At 52.4% G+C, this 21,096-nt stretch carries 19 protein-coding genes; 9 read left to right on the top strand and 10 right to left on the bottom strand.

From position 1 onward, the window contains the following. Window positions 1–2: 2 nt before the first annotated feature. The 3 genes from EHT87_RS26335 to EHT87_RS26325 form a co-directional block, all read right to left on the bottom strand. Window positions 3–752, bottom strand: a complete 750-nt coding sequence (locus EHT87_RS26335; protein ID WP_124909795.1) for a DUF4129 domain-containing protein — start codon at window positions 750–752, stop codon at window positions 3–5. Further along, the gene (locus tag EHT87_RS26330) at window positions 736–1,620 is read right to left on the bottom strand and encodes a hypothetical protein (RefSeq protein ID WP_124909794.1); all 885 of its coding nucleotides are present in this window, start codon (window positions 1,618–1,620) and stop codon (window positions 736–738) included. The genes EHT87_RS26335 and EHT87_RS26330 overlap by 17 nt, the downstream gene beginning before the upstream one ends. Before the next feature lie 99 nt (window positions 1,621–1,719). Then, window positions 1,720–2,697, bottom strand: coding sequence for a stage II sporulation protein M (locus EHT87_RS26325; protein ID WP_124909793.1), 978 nt, complete (start codon window positions 2,695–2,697; stop codon window positions 1,720–1,722). A gap of 175 nt (window positions 2,698–2,872) precedes the next feature. Here EHT87_RS26325 and EHT87_RS26320 point away from each other — a divergent pair, with 175 nt between their 5' ends. From EHT87_RS26320 to EHT87_RS26295, 6 genes are all read left to right on the top strand, one after another. Beyond that, window positions 2,873–3,973 (top strand): glycosyltransferase family 4 protein, encoded by a 1,101-nt coding sequence (locus EHT87_RS26320; protein ID WP_124909792.1) that lies wholly within the window; start codon window positions 2,873–2,875, stop codon window positions 3,971–3,973. Then, window positions 3,974–5,158, top strand: coding sequence for a glycosyltransferase (locus EHT87_RS26315; RefSeq protein ID WP_124909791.1), 1,185 nt, complete (start codon window positions 3,974–3,976; stop codon window positions 5,156–5,158). It abuts the gene before it with no gap. Between the two features lie 43 nt (window positions 5,159–5,201). Continuing rightward, window positions 5,202–5,912, top strand: coding sequence for an RDD family protein (locus EHT87_RS26310; RefSeq protein WP_124909790.1), 711 nt, complete (start codon window positions 5,202–5,204; stop codon window positions 5,910–5,912). Between the two features lie 53 nt (window positions 5,913–5,965). Next, window positions 5,966–7,165 (top strand): M20 metallopeptidase family protein, encoded by a 1,200-nt coding sequence (locus tag EHT87_RS26305; RefSeq protein ID WP_124909789.1) that lies wholly within the window; start codon window positions 5,966–5,968, stop codon window positions 7,163–7,165. 15 nt (window positions 7,166–7,180) lie between these two features. Further along, window positions 7,181–7,693, top strand: a complete 513-nt coding sequence (locus EHT87_RS26300) for a phosphoglycerate mutase family protein (RefSeq protein ID WP_124909788.1) — start codon at window positions 7,181–7,183, stop codon at window positions 7,691–7,693. A 96-nt stretch (window positions 7,694–7,789) separates the two neighbouring features. Then, on the top strand, window positions 7,790–8,248 hold the full coding sequence (locus tag EHT87_RS26295; protein WP_221622080.1) for a hypothetical protein: 459 nt from the start codon (window positions 7,790–7,792) through the stop codon (window positions 8,246–8,248). Window positions 8,249–8,289: 41 nt separating this feature from the next. On the opposite strand, the gene EHT87_RS26290 is transcribed toward EHT87_RS26295, so the two are convergent. The 4 genes from EHT87_RS26290 to EHT87_RS26275 form a co-directional block, all read right to left on the bottom strand. Then, window positions 8,290–9,201, bottom strand: coding sequence for a TonB family protein (locus EHT87_RS26290; protein WP_185716353.1), 912 nt, complete (start codon window positions 9,199–9,201; stop codon window positions 8,290–8,292). A gap of 7 nt (window positions 9,202–9,208) precedes the next feature. Next, a complete protein-coding gene (locus EHT87_RS26285) occupies window positions 9,209–11,185 on the bottom strand; it encodes a M56 family metallopeptidase (protein ID WP_124909785.1) in 1,977 nt (658 codons plus the stop codon). Then, the gene (locus EHT87_RS26280) at window positions 11,182–11,553 is read right to left on the bottom strand and encodes a BlaI/MecI/CopY family transcriptional regulator (protein WP_124909784.1); all 372 of its coding nucleotides are present in this window, start codon (window positions 11,551–11,553) and stop codon (window positions 11,182–11,184) included. Before EHT87_RS26280 ends, EHT87_RS26285 begins: the two co-directional genes overlap by 4 nt. A gap of 235 nt (window positions 11,554–11,788) precedes the next feature. Further along, window positions 11,789–12,877 (bottom strand): alpha/beta fold hydrolase, encoded by a 1,089-nt coding sequence (locus EHT87_RS26275; RefSeq protein WP_124909783.1) that lies wholly within the window; start codon window positions 12,875–12,877, stop codon window positions 11,789–11,791. A gap of 196 nt (window positions 12,878–13,073) precedes the next feature. On the opposite strand from EHT87_RS26275, the gene EHT87_RS26270 reads away from it, so the two are divergent. Further along, window positions 13,074–14,084, top strand: coding sequence for an LLM class flavin-dependent oxidoreductase (locus EHT87_RS26270; protein WP_124909782.1), 1,011 nt, complete (start codon window positions 13,074–13,076; stop codon window positions 14,082–14,084). Window positions 14,085–14,202: 118 nt separating this feature from the next. Here EHT87_RS26270 and EHT87_RS26265 read toward each other — a convergent pair whose 3' ends face one another. Continuing rightward, a complete protein-coding gene (locus tag EHT87_RS26265) occupies window positions 14,203–15,480 on the bottom strand; it encodes a PQQ-dependent sugar dehydrogenase (protein WP_124909781.1) in 1,278 nt (425 codons plus the stop codon). A gap of 102 nt (window positions 15,481–15,582) precedes the next feature. Between EHT87_RS26265 and EHT87_RS26260 the strand changes: the two genes are divergently transcribed. After that, window positions 15,583–17,187, top strand: coding sequence for a serine hydrolase domain-containing protein (locus EHT87_RS26260; RefSeq protein ID WP_124909780.1), 1,605 nt, complete (start codon window positions 15,583–15,585; stop codon window positions 17,185–17,187). A 111-nt stretch (window positions 17,188–17,298) separates the two neighbouring features. Here EHT87_RS26260 and EHT87_RS26255 read toward each other — a convergent pair whose 3' ends face one another. Continuing rightward, window positions 17,299–17,655, bottom strand: a complete 357-nt coding sequence (locus tag EHT87_RS26255) for a winged helix-turn-helix transcriptional regulator (protein WP_124909779.1) — start codon at window positions 17,653–17,655, stop codon at window positions 17,299–17,301. An 85-nt stretch (window positions 17,656–17,740) separates the two neighbouring features. On the opposite strand from EHT87_RS26255, the gene EHT87_RS26250 reads away from it, so the two are divergent. Beyond that, window positions 17,741–18,145 (top strand): DoxX family protein, encoded by a 405-nt coding sequence (locus tag EHT87_RS26250; protein WP_124909778.1) that lies wholly within the window; start codon window positions 17,741–17,743, stop codon window positions 18,143–18,145. Window positions 18,146–18,162: 17 nt separating this feature from the next. On the opposite strand, the gene EHT87_RS26245 is transcribed toward EHT87_RS26250, so the two are convergent. Continuing rightward, on the bottom strand, window positions 18,163–20,994 hold the full coding sequence (locus tag EHT87_RS26245) for a T9SS type A sorting domain-containing protein (RefSeq protein ID WP_124909777.1): 2,832 nt from the start codon (window positions 20,992–20,994) through the stop codon (window positions 18,163–18,165). Between the last annotated feature and the right edge of the window lie 102 nt (window positions 20,995–21,096).

The raw sequence follows: 21,096 nt of genomic DNA, 5'->3' as shown, positions 1-21,096 counted from the left end.
AATCACGCCCTAAACCGTAAAAACGATTCCTGCAAGGGTTTAAACCGCTCTTCGGTAATCGGGAAATCGCCGTACCAGATGTATTCAAACTGCGTTGTGAGCGTTTCGAACTCCGGTTGCAGGGGCGACTGCGCCAGTTCATAGACGTAACTGCGGTTGGTTTTATTGGGCTTCCAGTCGATCAGGTTGTGGTTGCTCAGGTGTTTCAGCGTTTGCAGGTACAGCAGCCGCACCGCCAGACGGTAGTTCCGCTGGGCAACAGCCGCGTCGATTTGCTGTTCAAAGTCGATTTCGTGAATGTTTTCGGTGAGCGTTTCGTAGTTCAGAGCGACGCCTTTGGCGCCTTTACTGAAAATGAATCCCAGAATTTCGGCTTTGATCAATAGCCAGATCACCAGCCCCGCGGCTGCGGCCAGGAAAACATATTGCCAGAAGTTCTGGTAGGAGCTGCTGTTCAGGAACGCACCCACTTTTCGCCAGAACCATTCCCAGAACTTGGCCCACAGGTTGTTGGCCGGTTTAAAATCCTGGCCATATTGGTAATCGCGGTCGTTGCGGTAGTCGTTGAGCCTGGCGGGCGATGGCCGTCGAACCCGCACCGGGCTCCGGTCGTCGGGAGCCAACTGCGCCCGGGCCGTGTCCTTCTTCATGGAAACCGGTACTTGCGCCCAGGCCGAAATACCGCTCAGCGCAACCAGCAGGAGGAACCCGGCCAGCCGAATTTTGGCGATGCGGTTAATAGTCACCTTCATCGTTTGAACGGGGAATGGGCGGAGGAGTGGCCGAGCCAATGCTGTCGATGGCCGACAGAATGCTGCGCCCATCCCGCAATTCAACAAGGTTAAAATACTGGAAACCAAGGCTAAGAGCGATGAGCGATGAAACCACCACACTACCCACGGTGCTGAGGATACTGGTCAGAATCGTGACATAAACCGGCATGCTGGGGGCCAGTTTCAGGGCAACCATCATATTGACGGCGGCTGCCGGAACCGTAAAGACGAAACTGAGAATGTAAGCGATAAAACTGATGATGATGATGAGTCCGAACGTCGACCACCATTTGTCGCGGATCAGATCGAAACAACGCCCCATAAACGTGCTGGCCGAACCGTCTTCAAAAACAACGACGGCCAGCGCCAGTGAAAAGACCACCCCCAGATAAATTCCCGGAATTATAAAAAAAAACGTAGCGGCAACCACCAGAATACCAACCACCAGCCAGGTGAGTACTGCCCGTCCCAGTGCCTGCTGAACTTCGGACCAAACGGCTTCAACGGTTACCGGTTCGCCGTGGTTACGGTCGTAAACTTTCAAATGGGCGTAAACGGTGAGGTAAACCAGCAGCGGAATGAGCATGGCAAAGATGATGGCCACAATGTAATAGGGACTGGAAACCTGTTGTACGAGCCAGAAACCCATTTTGTAACTGGAATCGCGTCCGGTCGGCTGGGTTGCCAGCATCGACGCCGATGCCATGCCCGAGGCAATCCCGGCAATGAGCGCGGGCGGCCCGGCAATGTACAGCAAAGCCATTCCGAGACTGCGGATTTGCTTGACGGCATATTGAACTGTGGCGTTGATTTTTTCGCCAAAATCGCGCGTTTGATACAGGTTCATGGGGATTGATTCAGTTATAATTCATTTTTGATGGATGGGAACGCGGATACGGCGGATTGAACGGATTTACACGGATAAAGTAAATCAGTTTTAATCCGTTCAATCCGCCGTATCCGTGTCCCCATCCATCCTTTTCTCCAATTGAATCGGATACAGAATAAAATACCAGACAATAAACGCAGCGGAGGCCAGAATAATGGCCGAACTGACCACCGGAGGCAGGGGAAGGCGCGTGACGAAGCTCTCCAGAAAACCCGCCGTGATGAAAACCGGTACCAGACCCACCACAATTTTCAGGCCCTGTTTGGCTCCGCGTTTAAACGATTCTGCCCGCGACCACGTCCCCGGAAACAACAGGCTATTGCCGAGCGTCAGACCGGCGCTTCCCGCAATCACGATGGCCGAAATCTCCAGCGTTCCGTGAATCCAGATGGTCAATACCGACGGAAGCAGCAAACCGCGTTCGTAGAAAAAATACTGGAAGGCCCCGAGCATCACCCCGTTTTGAAACATGACGACAAGGGTGCCGAAAGAGGCAAACAGGCCCAGAATGAAGGCCACAAACGAAACCCGGATGTTGTTGATGGTAATGCCCAGAAACATATCGGCCTGGCCGCTGCCTTTATAAACCGCCAGCGGATCGCCTTTCCGGATGTTTTCGAGGGTCATATTGACGTAATCGTCGCCCAGAATCAGCCGCACGAACAGCTCATCGTGAGCCGCCGACACCCAGCCCAACGCGGCCGCCACCAGAAAAATGAGGAATGAAACGAGCAAAAGCCGGTGCGATTGCCGGAACAGCAACGGCAGTTCGATCCGCCAGAACTGGACGAAACGGCTGCGGTCTTCCCGTTTGTTGAGCATCAGCCGCCGGTGCATCGTGGCTGCCAGACCGTTGAGGTAGCGTGTCACCGGCGAGGTCGGGTAAAAGGTTCGGGCGTACGACAGATCGTCGGTCAGCTCGATGAAGTGGTCGGTCAGCACATCGGGGTTGGAACGGTCGCTGGTGGTCACCGGTTCGCTCTCGATTTCTTTCCACTTCTCCGTATTTTGTTTGATAAAAAGAGCTTCACGCATGAGAAAACCGGGTTATGGGCCCTAAACCCCTTGGGTCGGATAAATTGCAAATCAAATTTCGTATTTCAAAACCGTTCATACCAACCGGGGCTATACCGTCGATTTCGATAACAAATAGCCGTTGTCAAAGGGTTTCTCCGTAAGTTTGCAGTTTCGGCGCGTATTTGGATGATTTATGAAAATATTGTTTGACCATCAGGCCTTTACAGGGGTGCGGTATGGAGGAGTGTCCCGGTATTTTTACGACCTGATGGTGTCGCTTCAGCAAAAAGGGGTTGAAACCCATCTGTCGCTTTTATTTTCCAACAATGCCTATTTACTGGAAAGTGACGCGTTTCGGGTGCAGTCTTTTCGGTATTTTCTGGGCTTTATGCCCACCAACAGGCTATTTTCGCAGGTTAACCGCTTGTGGAGCGTGACGCAATTGATGCGCAACCACTACGATGTTTTTCATCCAACTTTTTTTCATCCGTATTTTCTAACCTACACGCAGAAACCGGTTGTCCTGACGTATCACGATGCCATTAAGGACAAATTTGCGGAGCAATTCGGGCATATTGACAACGCATCGAAGGAGCTGAAGCAGAAACTCTTCGACCGGAGCGCCCAGGTGATTGCCGTGTCGGAAAATACCAAAAAAGATCTGATCGAGCTTTTTAAGATCAAGCCGGAAAAGATAACGGTCGTTTACCACGCAACGGCTTTTCAGAACCTGAAAGTACCCGAAACATTCCAGATTCAGGTTCCTGAAGCGTATTTGTTGTATGTTGGTGCCCGAAATGATTACAAAAATTTCATTCCCTTTCTGAAGGCGGTTGCGGTTATTCTCCAAAAATACCGGCATGTTCAGCTGATTTGTGCGGGTGGTGGTTCGTTTAATGAAGAAGAAACGCAGTGGATTCAGCAACTCGGCCTGACGGATCGGATTAGCCAGCGAAACATCGACGATTTTACGTTGTTTCGATTATACCAGCAGGCGCTGGCGTTTGTCTATCCGTCACTTTACGAAGGCTTTGGCATTCCAATTCTGGAGGCCTTTGCCGCCGGTTGTCCGGTCATTTTGAGTCGGGCGTCCTGTTTTCCGGAAGTGGCCGGGGAGGCCGCCTTGTATTTCGATCCGGAATCGGCTTCGGACCTGCAGCAGCAAATTGAAAAGGTAATTCTGGACGATTCCCTGCGTCAATCGTTCATTCAAAAAGGGCACGAGCGCGGCCAGTTCTTTTCGCTGGAAAAAATGGCAAGTCAAACACTTCAGGTTTACCAACGGATTGCATAAGTGAACAGAGCGAAGAAAATCCTGCTTTTTGATACCATCATCGACGGCCACCACGCTGATTATTTGACGCATTTGATCACGTATTGGGTGGAAAACCGCCCCGAAGGCGAGCTGATTGTCGTTACCCAGCAATCGTTTCAGGAGCAATTCAAGGCGTTACTTACCGATAAACCGGGCGCCGGAACCGTGCAGTTCATACCGATTTCGGAGGAGGACATTGCCCTTGTCCACGGGGCATCGATGGCGACCCGTTCGTTTAAAGAATGGAATTTGGTGTTGAAATACAGTCGAACGCCTAACCCTGACCACGTTCTGCTAATGTATTTTGACCTGTTCATGCTGGCAACCTGGCTGGGTCGGTCGGCGCCCTGTGCGGTGTCCGGTATTTACTTTCGTCCGGATTTTCATTACAAAATCCGGCCCGGTTTGAAGGCTCAACTGAACGGAATTCGAAAAAAAGTAACCTTAAACGGTGTTCTGAAGCGTAAAGGGTTAACCAATCTGTTTTGTCTGGACCACTCGGCGGTCGACGGGTTGCGGGCGTTGAGCCCGCACGTCAAAATCTGGCCCCTGGCCGATCCGGTCGAATCGTATACAATTACGCCCGCCGAAATCGAACAACTACGAACGAAGCTGCAACTTTTGCCCAACCGCCGGGTCCTGCTGCTTTTTGGACACCTTGACGACCGCAAAGGCATTGAACCGCTGCTCGAAGCCCTGAAACTCCTGCCACTGGCTCAGCAAAAAGCGGTTTCTTTGGTGCTGGCGGGTCCAATTCAACCCGATTTTCGGGAAAAGATTGAGTCAAAAATTGCCGAAGTGGGTCAGGATGTGCAAATTGTCTGCGCGTTCGAAGAAATAAAAGGGCGACAGATTCAGGTTCATTTTGAGTTGTCGGACTACGTTTTAGCGTTATACCAGAACCACATCGGCATGGCTTCGGTGGTGGTGCGGGCTGCGGTTTCGGGCAAGCCGGTTCTGGCCTCTGATTTTGGGTATCTGGGTCATTTGGTCCAGACGGAGGAACTGGGTGCGGTAACGGATGCAACGTCGCCCGAGGCCATTCGGATGCTGCTGCAAAAGGTGTTGACGGAAAAAATACCGTACTCGGAAATAAATCTGCAAAAATTAGCCGACCGGAACTCAAACGTTTATTTTGCGGAGACAATTTTTAACCATCTATGAGTTTTCCGTACGGTTCTGGCCGTTTAATGTATATTGATTGGATATGACCGTTTCAATTCTGACTTCCCAAAATGTTGCGCTGGAATACGAACCCGCCAGTTTGGGTGACCGGATTCTGGCGTTGCTGCTCGATTATCTGATTTTTTTGGGATGGATGATGCTGTATTTTGTCCTCCTGACGCAACTGCCCGGCGATTTCCGCAGCAGTTTCTGGAGTTATGTTTTTTTGCTGTTGCCGTTCATGCTGTATGATTTGGTGTGTGAGGTGTTTCTGAACGGACAAAGTTTAGGCAAAATAGCGATGAAAATCCGGGTCGTTATGCTGGATGGATCACAACCCGGTTTGGGTGCGTATCTGCTGCGGTGGTTGCTCCGGCTCATCGAATCGCCATTGTTCATGGGGGGTGTTGTTGCGGTCGTTGCCATTGCGGCCAACGGCCGGGGGCAGCGGATTGGCGACATTGCCGCCGGAACCACGGTGGTCAAACTGACCCGTTCCGTTACGCTCGCCCACGTTACATATCGGGCGTTGCCCGAAAATTATCAGGTTCAGTATCCCGAGGTGGCCCAACTTTCCGATCGTGATTTGAACATTGTCCGGGAAGCCCTGCGGTTGAATAATCCCGACATCAGTGCGTTAGCCGCCAATAAAGTAAAACAGGTCATTGGCGTTCGGTCGGAACTGGATGATACAACGTTCCTTCGGACCCTGATCAATGATTATCAGTTTTTAGCAAGTACTCCCGGATTTTAGTCCGGGAGTCTTATTCTACAACGCTCACGGGCTAAAGTCCGTGGGGACGAACTATGAAAGACCAGATCAAAACATTAGCCCGGCAGTATGCGGCCGATATGGTGGCCAACCGACGTCATTTGCACGCCAATCCTGAACTGTCGTTCCACGAGTTCAAGACGGCAAAATTCGTGGCCGAACAGCTCAAAGCCATCGGCCTGACGCCACAGGAGGGCGTTGCCAACACGGGTTTAGTCGCCCTGATTGAAGGGCAGGCTGGCCGATCGTCCGAAAACCGGGTGGTGGGGTTACGCGCCGATATGGACGCTTTACCGATTCACGAAGCCAACGATGTGCCGTATAAATCGACGGTCGAGGGCGTGATGCACGCCTGTGGGCACGACGTCCATACGTCTTCGCTACTGGGGACTGCGCGCATTTTGCAACAACTCCGTGACCAGTTTGAAGGAACCATCAAACTGGTTTTCCAACCGGCGGAGGAGAAAGCCCCCGGTGGTGCTTCGCTGATGATCAAAGACGGGGTGCTGGAAAACCCGGCGCCGGCCAGCATGCTCGGCCAGCACGTGGCACCGAACGTTCCGGTTGGGAAAATCGGCTTTCGGGAAGGCATGTACATGGCCAGCACGGATGAGCTTTACCTGACCGTGATCGGAAAAGGCGGCCACGGTGCCATGCCCGACCAGTTGATCGACCCGGTTTTGATCGCTTCGCACATCATCGTGGCCTTGCAGCAGATCATCAGCCGAAACCGCAAACCGGCCAATCCGTCTGTCCTGTCGTTTGGGCGGTTTATTGCCGACGGTGTTACGAATGTGATTCCCAACGAGGTGAAAATCGAAGGAACGTTCCGGTGCATGGACGAAGAATGGCGGGAAGACGGCCTGCGCCGGATGAAGAAAATGGCCGAAGGCATGGCCGACGCGATGGGCGGTCGTTGTGAATTTACCGTCGTGCGCGGCTATCCATTCCTGAAAAATCACCCTGAACTAACCCGGCGCATGCGCTCGGCAGCCACGGAGTATATGGGTTCTGAAAACGTCATCAACCTCGATTTGTGGATGGCAGGGGAGGATTTTGCCTTCTATTCGCAGGTAGTCGATTCGTGTTTTTACCGACTTGGAACACGAAACGAAGCCCGTGGTATTGTTTCCGGAGTTCACACGCCCACGTTCGACATCGACGAATCAGCCCTGGAAATTGGGGCCGGTTTGATGAGCTGGCTGGCCCTGGAGGAGTTACGAGTGAAGAGTTAAGAATTTTCCGGTCTCATGAAAATCTGTAAACTACTTCCGGTTCTGTTTCTGTTGATCGGCTTGACGGCCTGCTCGACATCCACGGTTTACGTGGTCCGTCACGCGGAGAAGATCAACGAAACCGACAGCAGCGGGTTGACCGTCGCCGGATTGGAACGCTCGCTGGCGCTCGCTAATCGACTGGCTGATGAAGAAATCAGTGTGATCCTGACCACGCCGTATCGCCGGACGCAGCAAACCGCCGGTCCGCTGGCGCAGCAACTCAATCTGCCCATCGAATCGTATCCCGCCAAACCGGTCAGTGCCGTCGTGGAACAGCTTGAGAAAGCGAAGGGGAAAAATGTCCTGGTGGTCGGCCACAGCAACACGATTCTCGAAATTGTGCGCGGGCTGGGAGCGAAACCGACAAAGGAAACGATTGCGCCCGGCGACTACGATAACTTACTGATCGTGACCATTAAAAATGGTCTGTTCGGCCAGTCGGTCGAGCTTAAGGAGGAAACCTATGGCAAACCGACCGCACCTTGATTCGGTCCCTTTCCAACCGGAACGGGCATCAAATGGGCAATTTTTTACCGTTTAGTCAGTTAAGAATATAGTGTTAACCCAAATGGAATCTGTTTAATGAGTTTACGAATTGTGAGATTGTTCTTTGTTTTTTGGTTGACGTGGATTTTTAAAACGGGCGTTGTCAATGGGCAGGAACCGGCGACAACGGGTTCAACGTTTCCGAATCGATTTACGGGCCGACAGATTGTTGTGGCCATCGGCAGTGACACCGACCGCCCCGAATACCGGCTGCTGGACAATGGATTGATGTATTACCGGGAAGGTTCCGAAGGCGGATTTACCCAGTTGGGCCAGCAAAAGAAAGATACGACTCAGAAAGTGTTCGCTACGCTGGAACAGGAGTGTAAAATCAGAACTGCGAAAGTGGAAAAGCCCGAAAAACCGGATGTGACGATAACCTGGAAGCGGGCCAAAACCGAGTTCGATGTGGGTTGGGAAAAGCGTAACGCACCCGAAGTGTACGAGCGGTTTTATGACCGGTTTATGAAGCTGTTTCCTCAAAAGAAGAAATAAAACAAAAAGCCCCGGCACGATGAATGCCGGGGCTTTTTGTTTTACTTGTCGGCGGGTTCAAATTTGATCGGCAGGTTATATTGAACCCGCACCGGTTTGCCGTTCTGGGTGCCCGGTTTCCAGCGGGGCATGGCTTTCAAGACCCGAATGGCTTCTTCATCGGCTCCAAAACCAATTCCTTTCAGGATCTGAATGTCCTGAAAACTGCCGTCCGTGTTGATGACAAACCGAAGAAATACCTTCCCACTGACGTGCGCTTTCCGGGCGGCTTCGGGATACTGCACGTTTTTGACGATGAACCTGGTAAGCTCGCTCATGCCACCCGGAAATTCAGGACTCTCCTGAACGACGGCGAAAATGGGCTCCTTGTCCCCGTCGGCTGTCAGTATTTCGACCTGATGCTTCGAGTTAACGGTTTCGCCCGAAAACCGGGAGGGTTTTCCGTCAGAACCTTCAATCAGCCGGGCATTCACAACGGTTTTTCCACCGACCGAAATTTCCTGACTTTTATGCCCAACGAACCCAACCAGCAAGGCTCCATTGGCCGGCACTTTTAGCTTATACCGACCATTAACATCCGTTGTTGTGCCCTTTGCCGCCCCTTTCAAAACAATATTGGCCCCCGGAAGCGGCTGGCCGTCGCCGGAGAGAATCTGCCCGGAAACCGTTATTTCCCTGTCGTTGACCACATCCTGCTTCGCGCGGTCTTCGCAGGCCGCCACGAACACAACTAAACTCAGGGTCAACAGGGCCACGAAGCCGTATTTGGCCATTGCCCAGCGATTTGTTTCTGATTTCTGTAGCATGAGAATGCGTTGTTTTAACGTGGATGATTGGAAGAATGGCGTCACAAAAGCCGACGGTTTTGGCCCGAACGTGTAGGCAATGAGTCGGTTATCGAGTCGGCGCTGGCAGAAGCGGAGCCGGGCGGAGACGGTTTTGGAAGGCTTCATGACGGGGTTATTTTTTGGAAGTGGCCTTGATGGTATACGTGGGTTTAGTATGATCAGCCTCGACACTTTGCAGGCTCTTGGGGTCCAGTTTCTGGAACTCCTCCCGCGTGATGATTTCATTGTCCAGCATATAAACCGGTGGCTTGCCATCGTAATCAATCCGACCTGACTGGCGGATTTTCTCGCTCATTTCGCTTTGTTTGGTCGTAACCAGAATCACGCCGTTCTGGCCTTCATCACCGTACTTCGTCGTTGCCGTTGCCCCTTTCAACACTTCAATCGCTGCAATATCATTCGGATTTACATCAGCTAGAGGTTCGTGTTTTTCACGCGCGGCCAGTTTTTGCCCATCTACCACATAGAGCGGTTTTCGGGTCGGATCAGCATTGAAACCATCACGGATGATGACTTTAGCAGGATTCATTTTGTCGTCCATCACCTGACCGGAGCGCTTGTCTTCTTTTCCATTCAACTGAAACTGAATCGGCAGAACGTATTGTGTCAACACCGGTTTTCCATTTTGGATGCCTGGCGTCCAACGTGGCATCTGACTCACCACCCGAACGGCTTCTTCGTCGCAGCCGGAACCAATGCCTTTCTTCACCCGCAAGCCGTAAATGTCGCCGGTTGTGTTGACGGTGAATTGCACAAATACCGTTCCCTGGGTGTTATTTTGCCGGGCTTCGGCGGGATACCGGATGCTTTTGGTCAGATATAATCCCAAGGCCGACATGCCGCCCGGAAACTCCGGGTTTTGTTCAACGACCGAAAACGTTTCGCCTTTTCCGGGTGAAGTAGTCGATACCGGATTAGCAGAAACAGGTGTAAGCGGTTTTTCAGAAGTGCCAATTACTACCACCCGTTGTAGCGAATCAACTTTAGCGCTCAGCGTAAAATCAAGCGTTTTTTTGCCAGATACAGCTTTCACCTGCGATTCAAAGCCAACAAAGCTGGCAACGATTTTGGCGTCCGACGGCACATTTTTTAGTTCGTAACGGCCCTGCGCATCCGTCTGGGCGCCGGTGGTGGTCCGCATCACCACCAGCGTCGCGCCGGGTAAAGGCTGCCCTTTACTATCCTGTACTTTCCCCGAAATCGTGCCTTCTTCAGTAGAAGCCGTAATGACCAAGTCAGTCAGTTGTTCGCGGGCGGAGGTCATCGCCAGCAAGCTCAGCAACAGCGGCAGCACCAGTATGTATTTGCCCAAAGCCCAGCGGCTGGTGGCCCGGCGTTGCAGCATCCTGATGCGTTCCTTGAGCAGCGATGGTTTGAAAAAACCGTTGGTGACGGTATTGGGTTGAACGCCAAACGCATAATCAATCAGGAAGGTGGCGTATTGATGTTTGTCTTCCGCCTGGGCGTCGGCCAGAAACTCGTGCACTTGCTGAATGGCCTGTTTGTAGAGAATCAAAACGGGGTTTATCCAGAAAAAAAGCTGAACGACTTCCAGCAGCAGCACGTCGAAACTGTGTCCCTGGCGGATGTGAACCAGTTCGTGGGCCACAATCGGCGTATTGGAAGTTTGCGCATCCCGGCGGCACAGGACCAGATACCGGAAAAACGAAAACGTCGGCACCCGCTCGTCAGCCGGCAACACCAGCGTATAATCGTCTAAATGGTGCCGTTCCGAGCGTTTGATCAACCGTCCAACGCCCGTTATCTGCACCAGCAAGCGCAGGAGCATGACGGCGGCTACCAGCCCATAGACCCAATACCCGATGGTTTCCCAATCCGGCCCCGTGGGTTGGTCCGCCGTGGCAATGGCAACCGGCAACGAAAAGGCAACCATCGGTACGGGAATGGTTTCGGCGGCTTCGGCGGGCAATTCTACCAGCGGCAGGGCGAGCGAAAGCAGGACCGAGACGATCAGATAAGTCCGGTTAAGCCGAAAAAAAGTGTGTTTCCGCAACCAGATCCAGTAACAACCGTAGAACAATACGAGAAACAGGTTGGCTTTCAGCAGGTATTCGAGGGCCGCATTCATGATTCTTTCTGGCGGTTTAAAAGATCAATAATTTCGTTGGCTTCTTTCAGGCTCAGGTTGCGGTCTTTGACGAAAAACGACACCAGCTTTTTCAGCGAATTGTCGAAATAACCGGACATGAGCTGCTCCATTTCGAAGCGCTTATAGGCTTCTTCCGTGATCAGTGGATAGTATTCGTGCGTTTTGCCGTAGGCGCGGTATCCCACCAGGCCCTTTTTTTCGAGAATCCGGATGATGGTCGAGACGGTATTGTAGGCCGGTTTGGGCTCCGGGAGTTCGGTCAGAACATCCTTCACAAACCCTTTCTCCAGCTTCCAGAGCACCTTCATGATTTCCTCTTCGGCATTGGTCAATTCGCGAACTTGCATAGAACCGGGATAATTGATGTTGATGTAAAAAACGGCGACGAATCAAATGTATGACTAATGGTTTAGTTTTACAACTAATCTATTAGTTTTTTGTTTGAAAAAATGTTTTTGTTGGGTTATTGGAGGATGGAGAGCCGGTGGAAGTAGTTGCAGAAATTTTAACCGGTATGAAAGCCCGCGGTTAAATCGTAGGCTGATGCTTATACTGCGGCACGCTATAGTTAATTACTACCGATCACCTGACTTCCCCCGCCACCGGCCGTTGCCCGGTTTGTGCCCATTGCCGCAGTTGATCGAAAACCGCTTCGGTCTGGGCGGGGGTGAACCGGCAATGGCCCTGCCCGTCGGTGAACTTCATCACAAAAAGCCGGTCGTTACCCGCCTGTCTGACAATGGCATCGTAAGCGGTTCCGTCGGCGGGCGGAATCAGCTGGTCGTAGGTCGTATGGACGAGCAAAACCGGGTCGCTGATTTTGCCACTGAAGGTGGTGTAGGGGCCGAGAAACGTCCGGGGTTTGGGCTGGGCGGCTAGCCGGGTTGCCCGGCGATTCACCAGGGCGTCGTCCGGAAAACCGCTGTAGAGAACGTTGGAATTGTCGAACGGATTACCCCCCGCCTGCTGGCTGAGATCCCGGTAAATCTCCTGAAAAAACCAGAGCGTACCCGGTAAGTCGCTGTATTTTACGGCAAACCGGCGGGCAAATTGCTGACCGAGCAGCGAATCGGCCTGTAGTTTTTGCCGGATCACCTCCGGCGCGGTGGGTGTTCCGGTTCCGGTTGCCAGCTTTTCCAGAGCCACTGTATTCGCAAAAAGCCCGTCGAACGTGGTCAGCATCGCAAACAGGTGGTTCTGAAGGGATTGGTACAAATTCCCCGATATGGTACACAGCGGCAGAGCGCCCTGGTAGTTGTCGGGGAATTTTTCGATTGTCGCCAGCGTAATCATGCCGCCCATCGAGTGTCCGGTAATAAAAGTAGTATCGGGCTGGCCGTATTTCCTGACAAAATACTGGCGCAGGGCTTCGGTATCGTCTACCCCCTCAGCAACCGCCCAGCCCTGCCGCCGATAGGCCGATTGCGCCACGGCAAAGCCTTTTTTGGTAAAGCTTTCCATTGTGCCGCCACTCAGGTTCCCGCGTTTGTTCTTGATCGTTTCGTAGCCATGTGCGTACATCAGCAACCGCTTCGGGTTCCAGTTGGCCGGAATATCGATCCGGTAGCGGGCTCCGCCAATGGTTCCGGTATCGACGCGGGCTACTGAGGAAGATTGGCCCAGCGCGTTCATGGCCAGGCAGATAAGAGCAAAAAATAAACTGGATTTCATAGCCGGAAGGAAGGAAAGAAGGAACAACAAACCGATTTAACGGAATGGATTGGAAAAAGCAAGGCCATTGCCTCAAAACCCCGTCCCAGCTCAATTCGCTTTCCCGTTCCGGAAGGTTTATAACCTGATTGGCACCTTTTTTTATTCATTTGTTGTTCTAAAACAATAGAACTTACGCTCACAACCTGAAGTAGAAATGAAGTTAAGTGTTTTAGATCAATCGCCGATCCGGAAAGGGAGCAACGCGCGGGAAGCCTTGCTGGAAACCGTAGCGCTGGCCAAACTGGCGGAAGAATTGGGGTATACCCGGTTTTGGGTGTCCGAGCATCATAATGTTACCTCGCTGGCCGGAACGACACCGGAGATCCTGATCGCCCACCTTGCCGGACAAACCCAGACCATCCGCGTCGGGTCGGGCGGGGTAATGATTCCGCATTACAGCGCCTTGAAAGTGGCCGAGAATTTTCGGATGCTGGAAGCGCTTTTCCCCGGCCGTATTGACCTCGGTATGGGCCGTGCGCCCGGTGGTGACCGCGTTACGGCCAGCATTCTGAATCCGACCAATACCTTCAGTGAACAGGATCTGGTGCAGCAACTGTTTGATCTTCAGAATTATCTGAACGATCGCTACGCGCCGGGCAGCGTTCAGGCCAAAGTACGGGCCATGCCCATTCCGCCGTCCGTACCGGAGCAGTGGATGCTCAGCTCCAGCGGCCACAGCGGCCTGCTGGCGGCTCATTTCGGCATGGGATTTTCGTTTGCGCACTTCATCAATCCGCACGGCGGACCCGAAGCGGTGCAGAATTACCGGGCCCGTTTTCAACCGTCCGAAAACCTGGAAGAACCGCAGGCCAATGTCGCCTTTTTTGTCTTTTGCTCCAACGATCCCGAAACCGTTCACCGGCAACAGGCCATGATCGACTACCGGTTTTTACAATACGAAACCCGGGGAAAAGTGGATCCATTCGACTACAACGATCTGAAAACCGTGTCGTATTCACCGGGCGAGGAAGCGCGGATTCAGCACAACCGGCAACGGATGATCATGGGCAACACGGAAGAAGTGAAACGCCAGTTGCTGCGGTATGCCGATCAATACCAGGTCGATGAGCTGATGCTGGTCAATGTGGCTTCGGAATTTGAAGAGCGGCTGGAGTCGTATCGCCTGCTGGCCGAGGTGTTTGAGCTGAAGAGTGTGGCGGTTTGATTATCGTTTACGGTTTTCAGTATTCGGTTTACGGTGGCTGACGCATGCTTACGAATAAGCTCTTGATTCCTGTGTCAGCCACCGTAAACCGAATACTGAAAACCGTTAAACCGAAAACCTATTTCTTCTTGTACGCAATGCGGAAAATGGTTCCGCCCAGGTCGTCGGATACATACAGCGAGCCATCGGTTCCCTGCGCCAGGCCACAGGGGCGGTGTTGAACGGGTCCGGTGGGTTTTACCAGATCGATACCGGCAAAATTGTCGGCAAAAATCTCCCACGCTCCCGACGGTTTTCCATTTTTAAACGGCACAAACGCGACCAGATAGCCTTTTTGCAGTTCGGCCGACTGGCTGTGAAAGGCAACGAATGCGCCATTGCGGTATTTTTCGGGAAACATCGTACCGGTATAAAACAATAACCCGTTCGGGGCCAAATGCGCCGGGAAGGCCATAACGGGGTCCATCGCTTTTTCTCCACCGGTTTTTTTGCCGTCACCGCCGTATTCGGGAGCCAGAATTTTCTTCTTCTGCATGTGGTCGTAATACACATACGGCCAGCCACCGTCTGATCCTTTTTTTACCTCATACATGGTTTCGGCGGGCAATTCGGCGCTTTGCTTGGGCGTATAATATTCCGGATAGAAATCGTGGAACTTGCCCCGACCGTGCTGGACGACGAACAGCGAGTTGGTTTTGGTGTTCCAATCCAGCCCGACCACGTTCTTTAAGCCCGTTGCAAACCGGACGCCGTCGCTGTACGACTGGTTGAGCCGGTTGGTTTTAAATTGCCAGATTCCGGCGGCTGAATCCAGCAGCGGACACGGCATCAACCCTTTGCCCGTTCCGGCCTGGCGGCAGGCATCGTTGTCGGAAGCCACGTTCACGTACACCATCGACTGGTTATCGACCGCAATCGATTTGGACTGGTCGCGCTCTTTCAACCGCAGCCCTTCCACGATTTTCTCCGGCTGATCGGGCTGGATGACCTCCCCTTTTTCATTCAGCTGATACCGGTAGATGCCACTGTTGGAGGATGCGTACAGGTAATCGTTTTTGATAAAAATGCCGGTGCCGGGGTAATCACCAAAACCGGTTTGCTCATCGATCACGCCGTCTTTGTTGGTGTCCCGCAGCCGGTAAATGCCTTTGCCATCTTTCAGTTTGGCTAATTTGACGTAAATATCACCGTTTTTGCTGACGGCCATGTGCCGGGCCGCCCCCAGATCCGTGGTCAGAATAGTGGCCGAAAAACCGGCGGGTACTTTAATGGCGGCTGGCTCGACGGTTTTGGGTTTTTTCTCCGAAGAAACGGGCGTGTCGCCGGTGGCCCAAACCGAATTGAAGCCGGCCAGCGCGCTAACCAGACAGAGGGTCTGAATAAATGTTCTTTTCATTGAAAGGTTTAGTAGTTAAATAGGGAACCGTGAGCCTAAAGATTGCTATTTTCTGTGTATTTTGGCAAAATCACTTGATAAAATCATACTATTCCTACGATCATGACCTTAACTCGTCGATTTTTTCTCCATCAGCTGGGGCTGGGTGCTGCGGGTCTTGCCGTGGCCGGTTCACTGCCAGCGTCGCTCCAGGCCACGCCCCTCCGGTCTTTCCATCTGCCGCGCAGCCTGCCCGAAGCGCAGGGCGTTTCGTCGTCGGGGCTGCTGGATTTTGTCAACGCCGTTGAAGCAGGGAAACTAAACCTGCACAGCCTGATGGTGGTCCGGCACGGGAAAGTGGTGGCCGAAGGCTGGTGGGCCCCCTACGCCCCCGAACTCAAACATACGCTGTATTCGCTGAGCAAAAGCTTTACGTCGTCGGCCGTTGGGATGGCCGTTGCCGAAAAGCGGCTGACGGTTAATGATAAGGTGGTTTCCTTTTTTCCGCAGGACGTACCTGCTACCGTGAGTGCCAATCTGGCCGCCATGCGCGTGAAGGATTTGCTGATGATGGCAACCGGCCACGATAAAGATTCGACGGGCTCGCTTCGGGCCGATCCGGAGAAAAACTGGGTGAAAGCCTTTCTGGCGCAACCCGTTGAACACGAACCCGGAACGTTTTTTGTCTACAACAGCGGAGCCACCTACATGCTGTCGGCCATTGTTCAGAAAGTGACCGGCCAGCCGCTGCTGGACTATCTGAAACCCCGGCTTTTCGAACCGCTGGGCATCGAGGGGGCCGACTGGGAAACCGACCCCAAAGGCATTGCTACCGGCGGCTGGGGCCTGCGCGTCCGAACCGAAGACATTGCCAAGTTTGGCCAGTTATACCTGCAAAAAGGCGTCTGGAACGGCAAGAGGCTTTTGCCCGAAGCCTGGATCGAGGATGCGACTAAATTTGAAATTCAGTCGAAAGGCGGATCCCGCACGAAGGAGGAAAACGACTGGCTGCAGGGCTACGGATACCAGTTCTGGCGTTGCCGAAACGACGCGTTCCGGGGCGATGGTGCCTACGGTCAGTATTGCATTGTGATGCCGAAAGAAGATACGGTAATTGCCATTACGAGCGAAACGAGCGATATGCAGGGCATTCTGGATCAGGTCTGGAAACACATTCTGCCCGGTATTCAGCCGACGGCTATCACTGCCAAGTCCACGGTTCCGCTGAAACAGAAACTGGCGTCGCTGGCCTTGCCGCTGCCAACGGGGCAAGCCGCTTCGCCGACGGTGGCGCGGGTGAGTGGGAAATCGTACCAAATTGCCGACAATGCTCTGAATATCAAGCGGGTTTCGCTGGCGTTCCAGAACGGCTCGGGCGTCTGTACGCTGCACGACGATCAGGGTGAACACCGGGTGGTTTGCGGTTTGGGTAGCTGGAAAGAAGGAGAATCCGATTTGTCGACCGTTCCGCTGAAACTGGTTCCGACGTCGGTTCCGAAAGAAACTAAAACGAAAGTGGCCGCCAGTGGTGCCTGGAGTGACGAAAATACGTTCACCATGACCTGGCGGTTTATCGAAACCGCGCATTATGAAAACGTGACCTGCCGGTTCGATGGTGACAATCTGCGGCTTGAATTCCAGAAAAGTCTGGCGGTTTTATCAAACAGCAAAGACCCGCGCCCGGTGCTGGAAGGGAAACTGCTGGCCGCGGTTTCGCAGGGGAAATGAGCGGGTTGAAGCTCAGGCAGGTTAGGCAGGATGTGCCTCACTGGCGCAACCGCCGGTTGCGTTGAAAATTGGCAGAGGCCGTCTCAAAAGGAACGGCCTCTTTCATTTCAATCACTGTCCGAGGATTTTCTTCCGGTGATTGACGCCCCAGGCATGCAGTTCCATCATCACACTTTTCAGCGTGCGTGAATAATCCGTGGCGACGTACTCGATTAAAACCGGATACTCGTCATGGACGATGCGTTTGATCAGCTGATGTTCTTCCATGTCTTTTAATTCTTTGGAAAGAATCTTGGGATTGATTTTGGGGATGCTCGTCTCTATTTCTTTAAACCGCCGGTTGCCATGCATGATGGACGTCAGAATCAACATTTTCCACTTGCCGCTGATGACATCCAGCGCATCCCGGATTGGAAGCATCTGTTCCAGACATTCGATATGCTTCGTTTTGCCTTCCGTTAAAATCATATCGCTTACGTTAAGGTAACTGCTTACTTTTTGAAAGCTAAAGTAATGACCTTTGCCCATCGAACCAACTACTCGTTAAGCCGGTATGACCAGTCAGCCAAAAAAATCAAAAACGCTTCACATTATCCTCTGGATTACTCAGGCACTGCTTGCAATCCTTTTCATCGGCACGGGAATTTTCAAGCTGGTTACGCCAGTTCCGACGATCGCCGGACTGTGGCCCTGGGCGGGAGAGTATCCGAACCTGCTGCGTATAACGGGCGTGTTCGATCTGGGTGGCGGCATCGGCCTCATTTTGCCTGCGCTTACCGGTATTAAGCCTGGGTTGACGATATGGGCCGCATTGGGATGCGCTGTGCTTCAGTTGAGTGCCATTGTCTTTCATTTTTCCCGTGGAGAGGCTGCCAACACGCCATTCAACTTTGTTATGCTGGCCCTCGTTCTTTTCGTTTTTTGGGGACGTGGTATGAAAGCACGGAGCAATCGTTAATCCCTGTTTCCGATCCATCAATCGGTTTCAATTACTACCTTCACGGTGTGAATTTGTCCGGAAGTCGAAAGTCGCAGCAGGTATAGTCCCGGGGCGGTTTTCAGGGTCACTGGCACCGGTCCCGACGGTTTGCTGCTGTATGAACGGCTGTAGACTTTGCGGCCCAGATTATCGACCACCTCCAGCTCGCCTGACCGGAAGGCGTTGGGCCATTCGATCCAGAAGGTGCCTTTGCCGGGATTTGGATACACCTTCAAAGTGCCTAAGGTGGGTTCTACCGCCGTAATAAGCATCGGGTCCGACTCGCTGTAGCAGCCCTGTTCCGTCACGCGGACGCGGTAGGTTCCGGCCCCCGGATTCCGCAGCACTTGCCGGGTCGAGTCCGGCAACGGATTGCCGTTCAAATACCACTGGTTATTGACCGGGCTGCTCGACCGGAATCCGGCACTTTCCAGCGTAATGGTCGGTTTAGGCGGTTTGGGTTTGAAGGTCAGCGTAACATAAGCGGATGTTGGCCCTGCCAGACTGCCCCGCCTGGGCGTGACGGCCACCGTCGCATTCTGTTTATACACCCGGCTGTTGCTGGTGGTTACCACGGCCGCACCTTCTTTCGTCAGCCAGGTGTAGGAACTAAAATTTTCGGGCGCTTTCACCACGATGCTGTCGCCCGAACAGGCCGGATTACTGCCGGTTATGGCCAAAACCGGCTGCTCGATCCGGATCGAAACCGGTTTTGACAAAGCGGAACAGCCCTCTTTTACTACCCGAACGGTATAGTCGGCCAGTAAAATAGGGCTGACAGTATCCTGCGTAGTTTCCTGCCAGCGTTCGCCGTTGATGTACCAGTTAAAACCACCGGAAAAAGCACCCGCGGGCGTTACGCGCAGCCGGTAGCGATCCGGGAAGGTTTCCAGCGTCAGAACCGGCGTTGGAGGACCCGGTTTTTCCGTCACGGCAATACCTTCGCTGCTGATCTCCTGGCCGCACTGTTTAGCCTTTGCCGTATACATACCGCCTTGACTAACCATCAGTTTATTGCTTTTCGCGCTAGTGATTTCCTGCCCGTTGCGGAACCAGCGGAAGTCCGTAAACGTCCCGGAAACGTGGAGCGAAACGGTGTCGCCGGGGCAAATGGATAACGAACCGGGCGTTGAAATAACCAGCGGTTCGGCATTCGTACAGGGCGGATCGAGCAGCAGCAGCGGATCGCCAAGCAGGTATTGGGCATCATTAAACGCAAACCCGTGCCGGTAGGCATCGCTGACATAAGCCCCCTGGGCAAACGCCTGAAAGGGTTGTTTTTCCTTGAATTTTTCCAGTAAAGGCGATTCGTTTTCGCGCGTAGATGCAAATATGGTGACCGAATAGGCATTCACAAGCAAGGTGTTTCCTTTATCCAGATACGTACCAGCCAGATAATCCCGTACATCGATACCGCCAACGGAGCAGGCAAGGAAGTCAAAAAGAAGGGTATTAAGTTTGCCAAGATTCTGAATATCAGCGGGTGTTATTTCAAAATAATGCAAATTCGGTGAACCATGCCCGTAAAAAGCTGCTATTTCGTAGGAGTTGCTGCCTACCTTTTTGAGGTAATCCGCCCGCCAGATCGGGTCTGTCCCGTGAAAATTTGGACCATATTTCTTCGGAACGGTTATGGTATCGTTGTGGGTCCAGCGACCGGTTAATTCTTCGATTTTTTTCGGATAACTCCCATCGTAATAGAACGTATCGGCCAGCAAAACTTTTTTGTCAAACTTAATTTTACCGGTTTTGTATTGGTGTAATTTTTCAAAATACCGCAGGATGTAAGCTTTTCCTTCTTCTGGACGCGTAGGCACAAGGGCACCGTAGGAAATGTCGATGACGGATGATTGAAAATACGTAGTCGATATGTCATTGGGAATTGGCTCAGCTCCGATGGCCTGGCAGTTGTATCGACGGTTTATAAAAGCGTTTTGCTGGGGATCGAACGGGTAATCCTGGGTCAGGATTTTGGCATATACCCCGATGCCGGGTAAACTATAAATGTCGCCCGGTCCCTCCAGATTGGTTTTAGGGTTCAGATGATACGATCGAATGTAGGTACTGGCATTTCGTCCGATGAAAAACAGGTAATGGAGCGGAGTCGTGGAATCGAAATACCGGTTCTTGATTTGCTCGTAGAGTTTTCCCTTTTCGGCAGGATCGGTTGAGAGGTAGTACGGTTCAAAAACGAGATTCGGATCGGCGCGGTTTGCGTCGGCTTTATAAACCGATAGCGCCTGTTCAATCTGCGGATCATTTTCGTACTGTTTGTCAATAACCAGCAGGATCTTTTTAGGCTTTTGCAGCGCGCCACTCGTTTTATAATGCGCTTCAGCGATTGTTTCACCGGTGCATTCGTTGGAATAGAGGAGCGTGAAGTAATAATCCGTGTTGGCATTCAAGCCACCAACCGGTATCTGCATGGTACGGGAAGCTTTGTCGACGGCCTTATTTGAAATATAGATGACATTTGTCTGACTCGTCAGGTCGGAGGATGTTCTGATCAGCAGTATAAAATTGCTGCCATTGTTCACATTAATTTCCGGGCCAAGTGACACTGAAATAACGGCCGCATCGCCCGGACGTCGCGCATCAGCCGCAATGGATACCGTCACATTCGACGCCTTTCGGGCGGCTGAGGAAGGGAACGTTGCTTTTTTCTGAATCTGATAAAAACCGTTCGGATCCGGCTGAACGGAGTACGATTGGCCAAAAAGAAGCGATGTCGTATTCAACAACAGGCAAAAGCAAAGAAAATAGCTCCTAAAACCGCTGCTTTGGGTAGCATAAACGACCCTGCGAAAATTCGATGGTGGCGTTTCCATAGCAACAGGATTCCGGTTTTCAGGAAAGGGTTTGGTCGACTCCTTATAAAAGTACACATAATCCTATATTTCTATAAAATAGTAACCAAATACTAGTAATCG

Origin of the sequence: Larkinella knui, assembly GCF_003858645.1 — a bacterium.
Lineage (GTDB): Bacteria > Bacteroidota > Bacteroidia > Cytophagales > Spirosomataceae > Larkinella > Larkinella knui.
The sequence above is the reverse complement of the archived record's forward strand: the minus strand, read 5'-3'. Positions and strand labels throughout refer to the sequence as shown.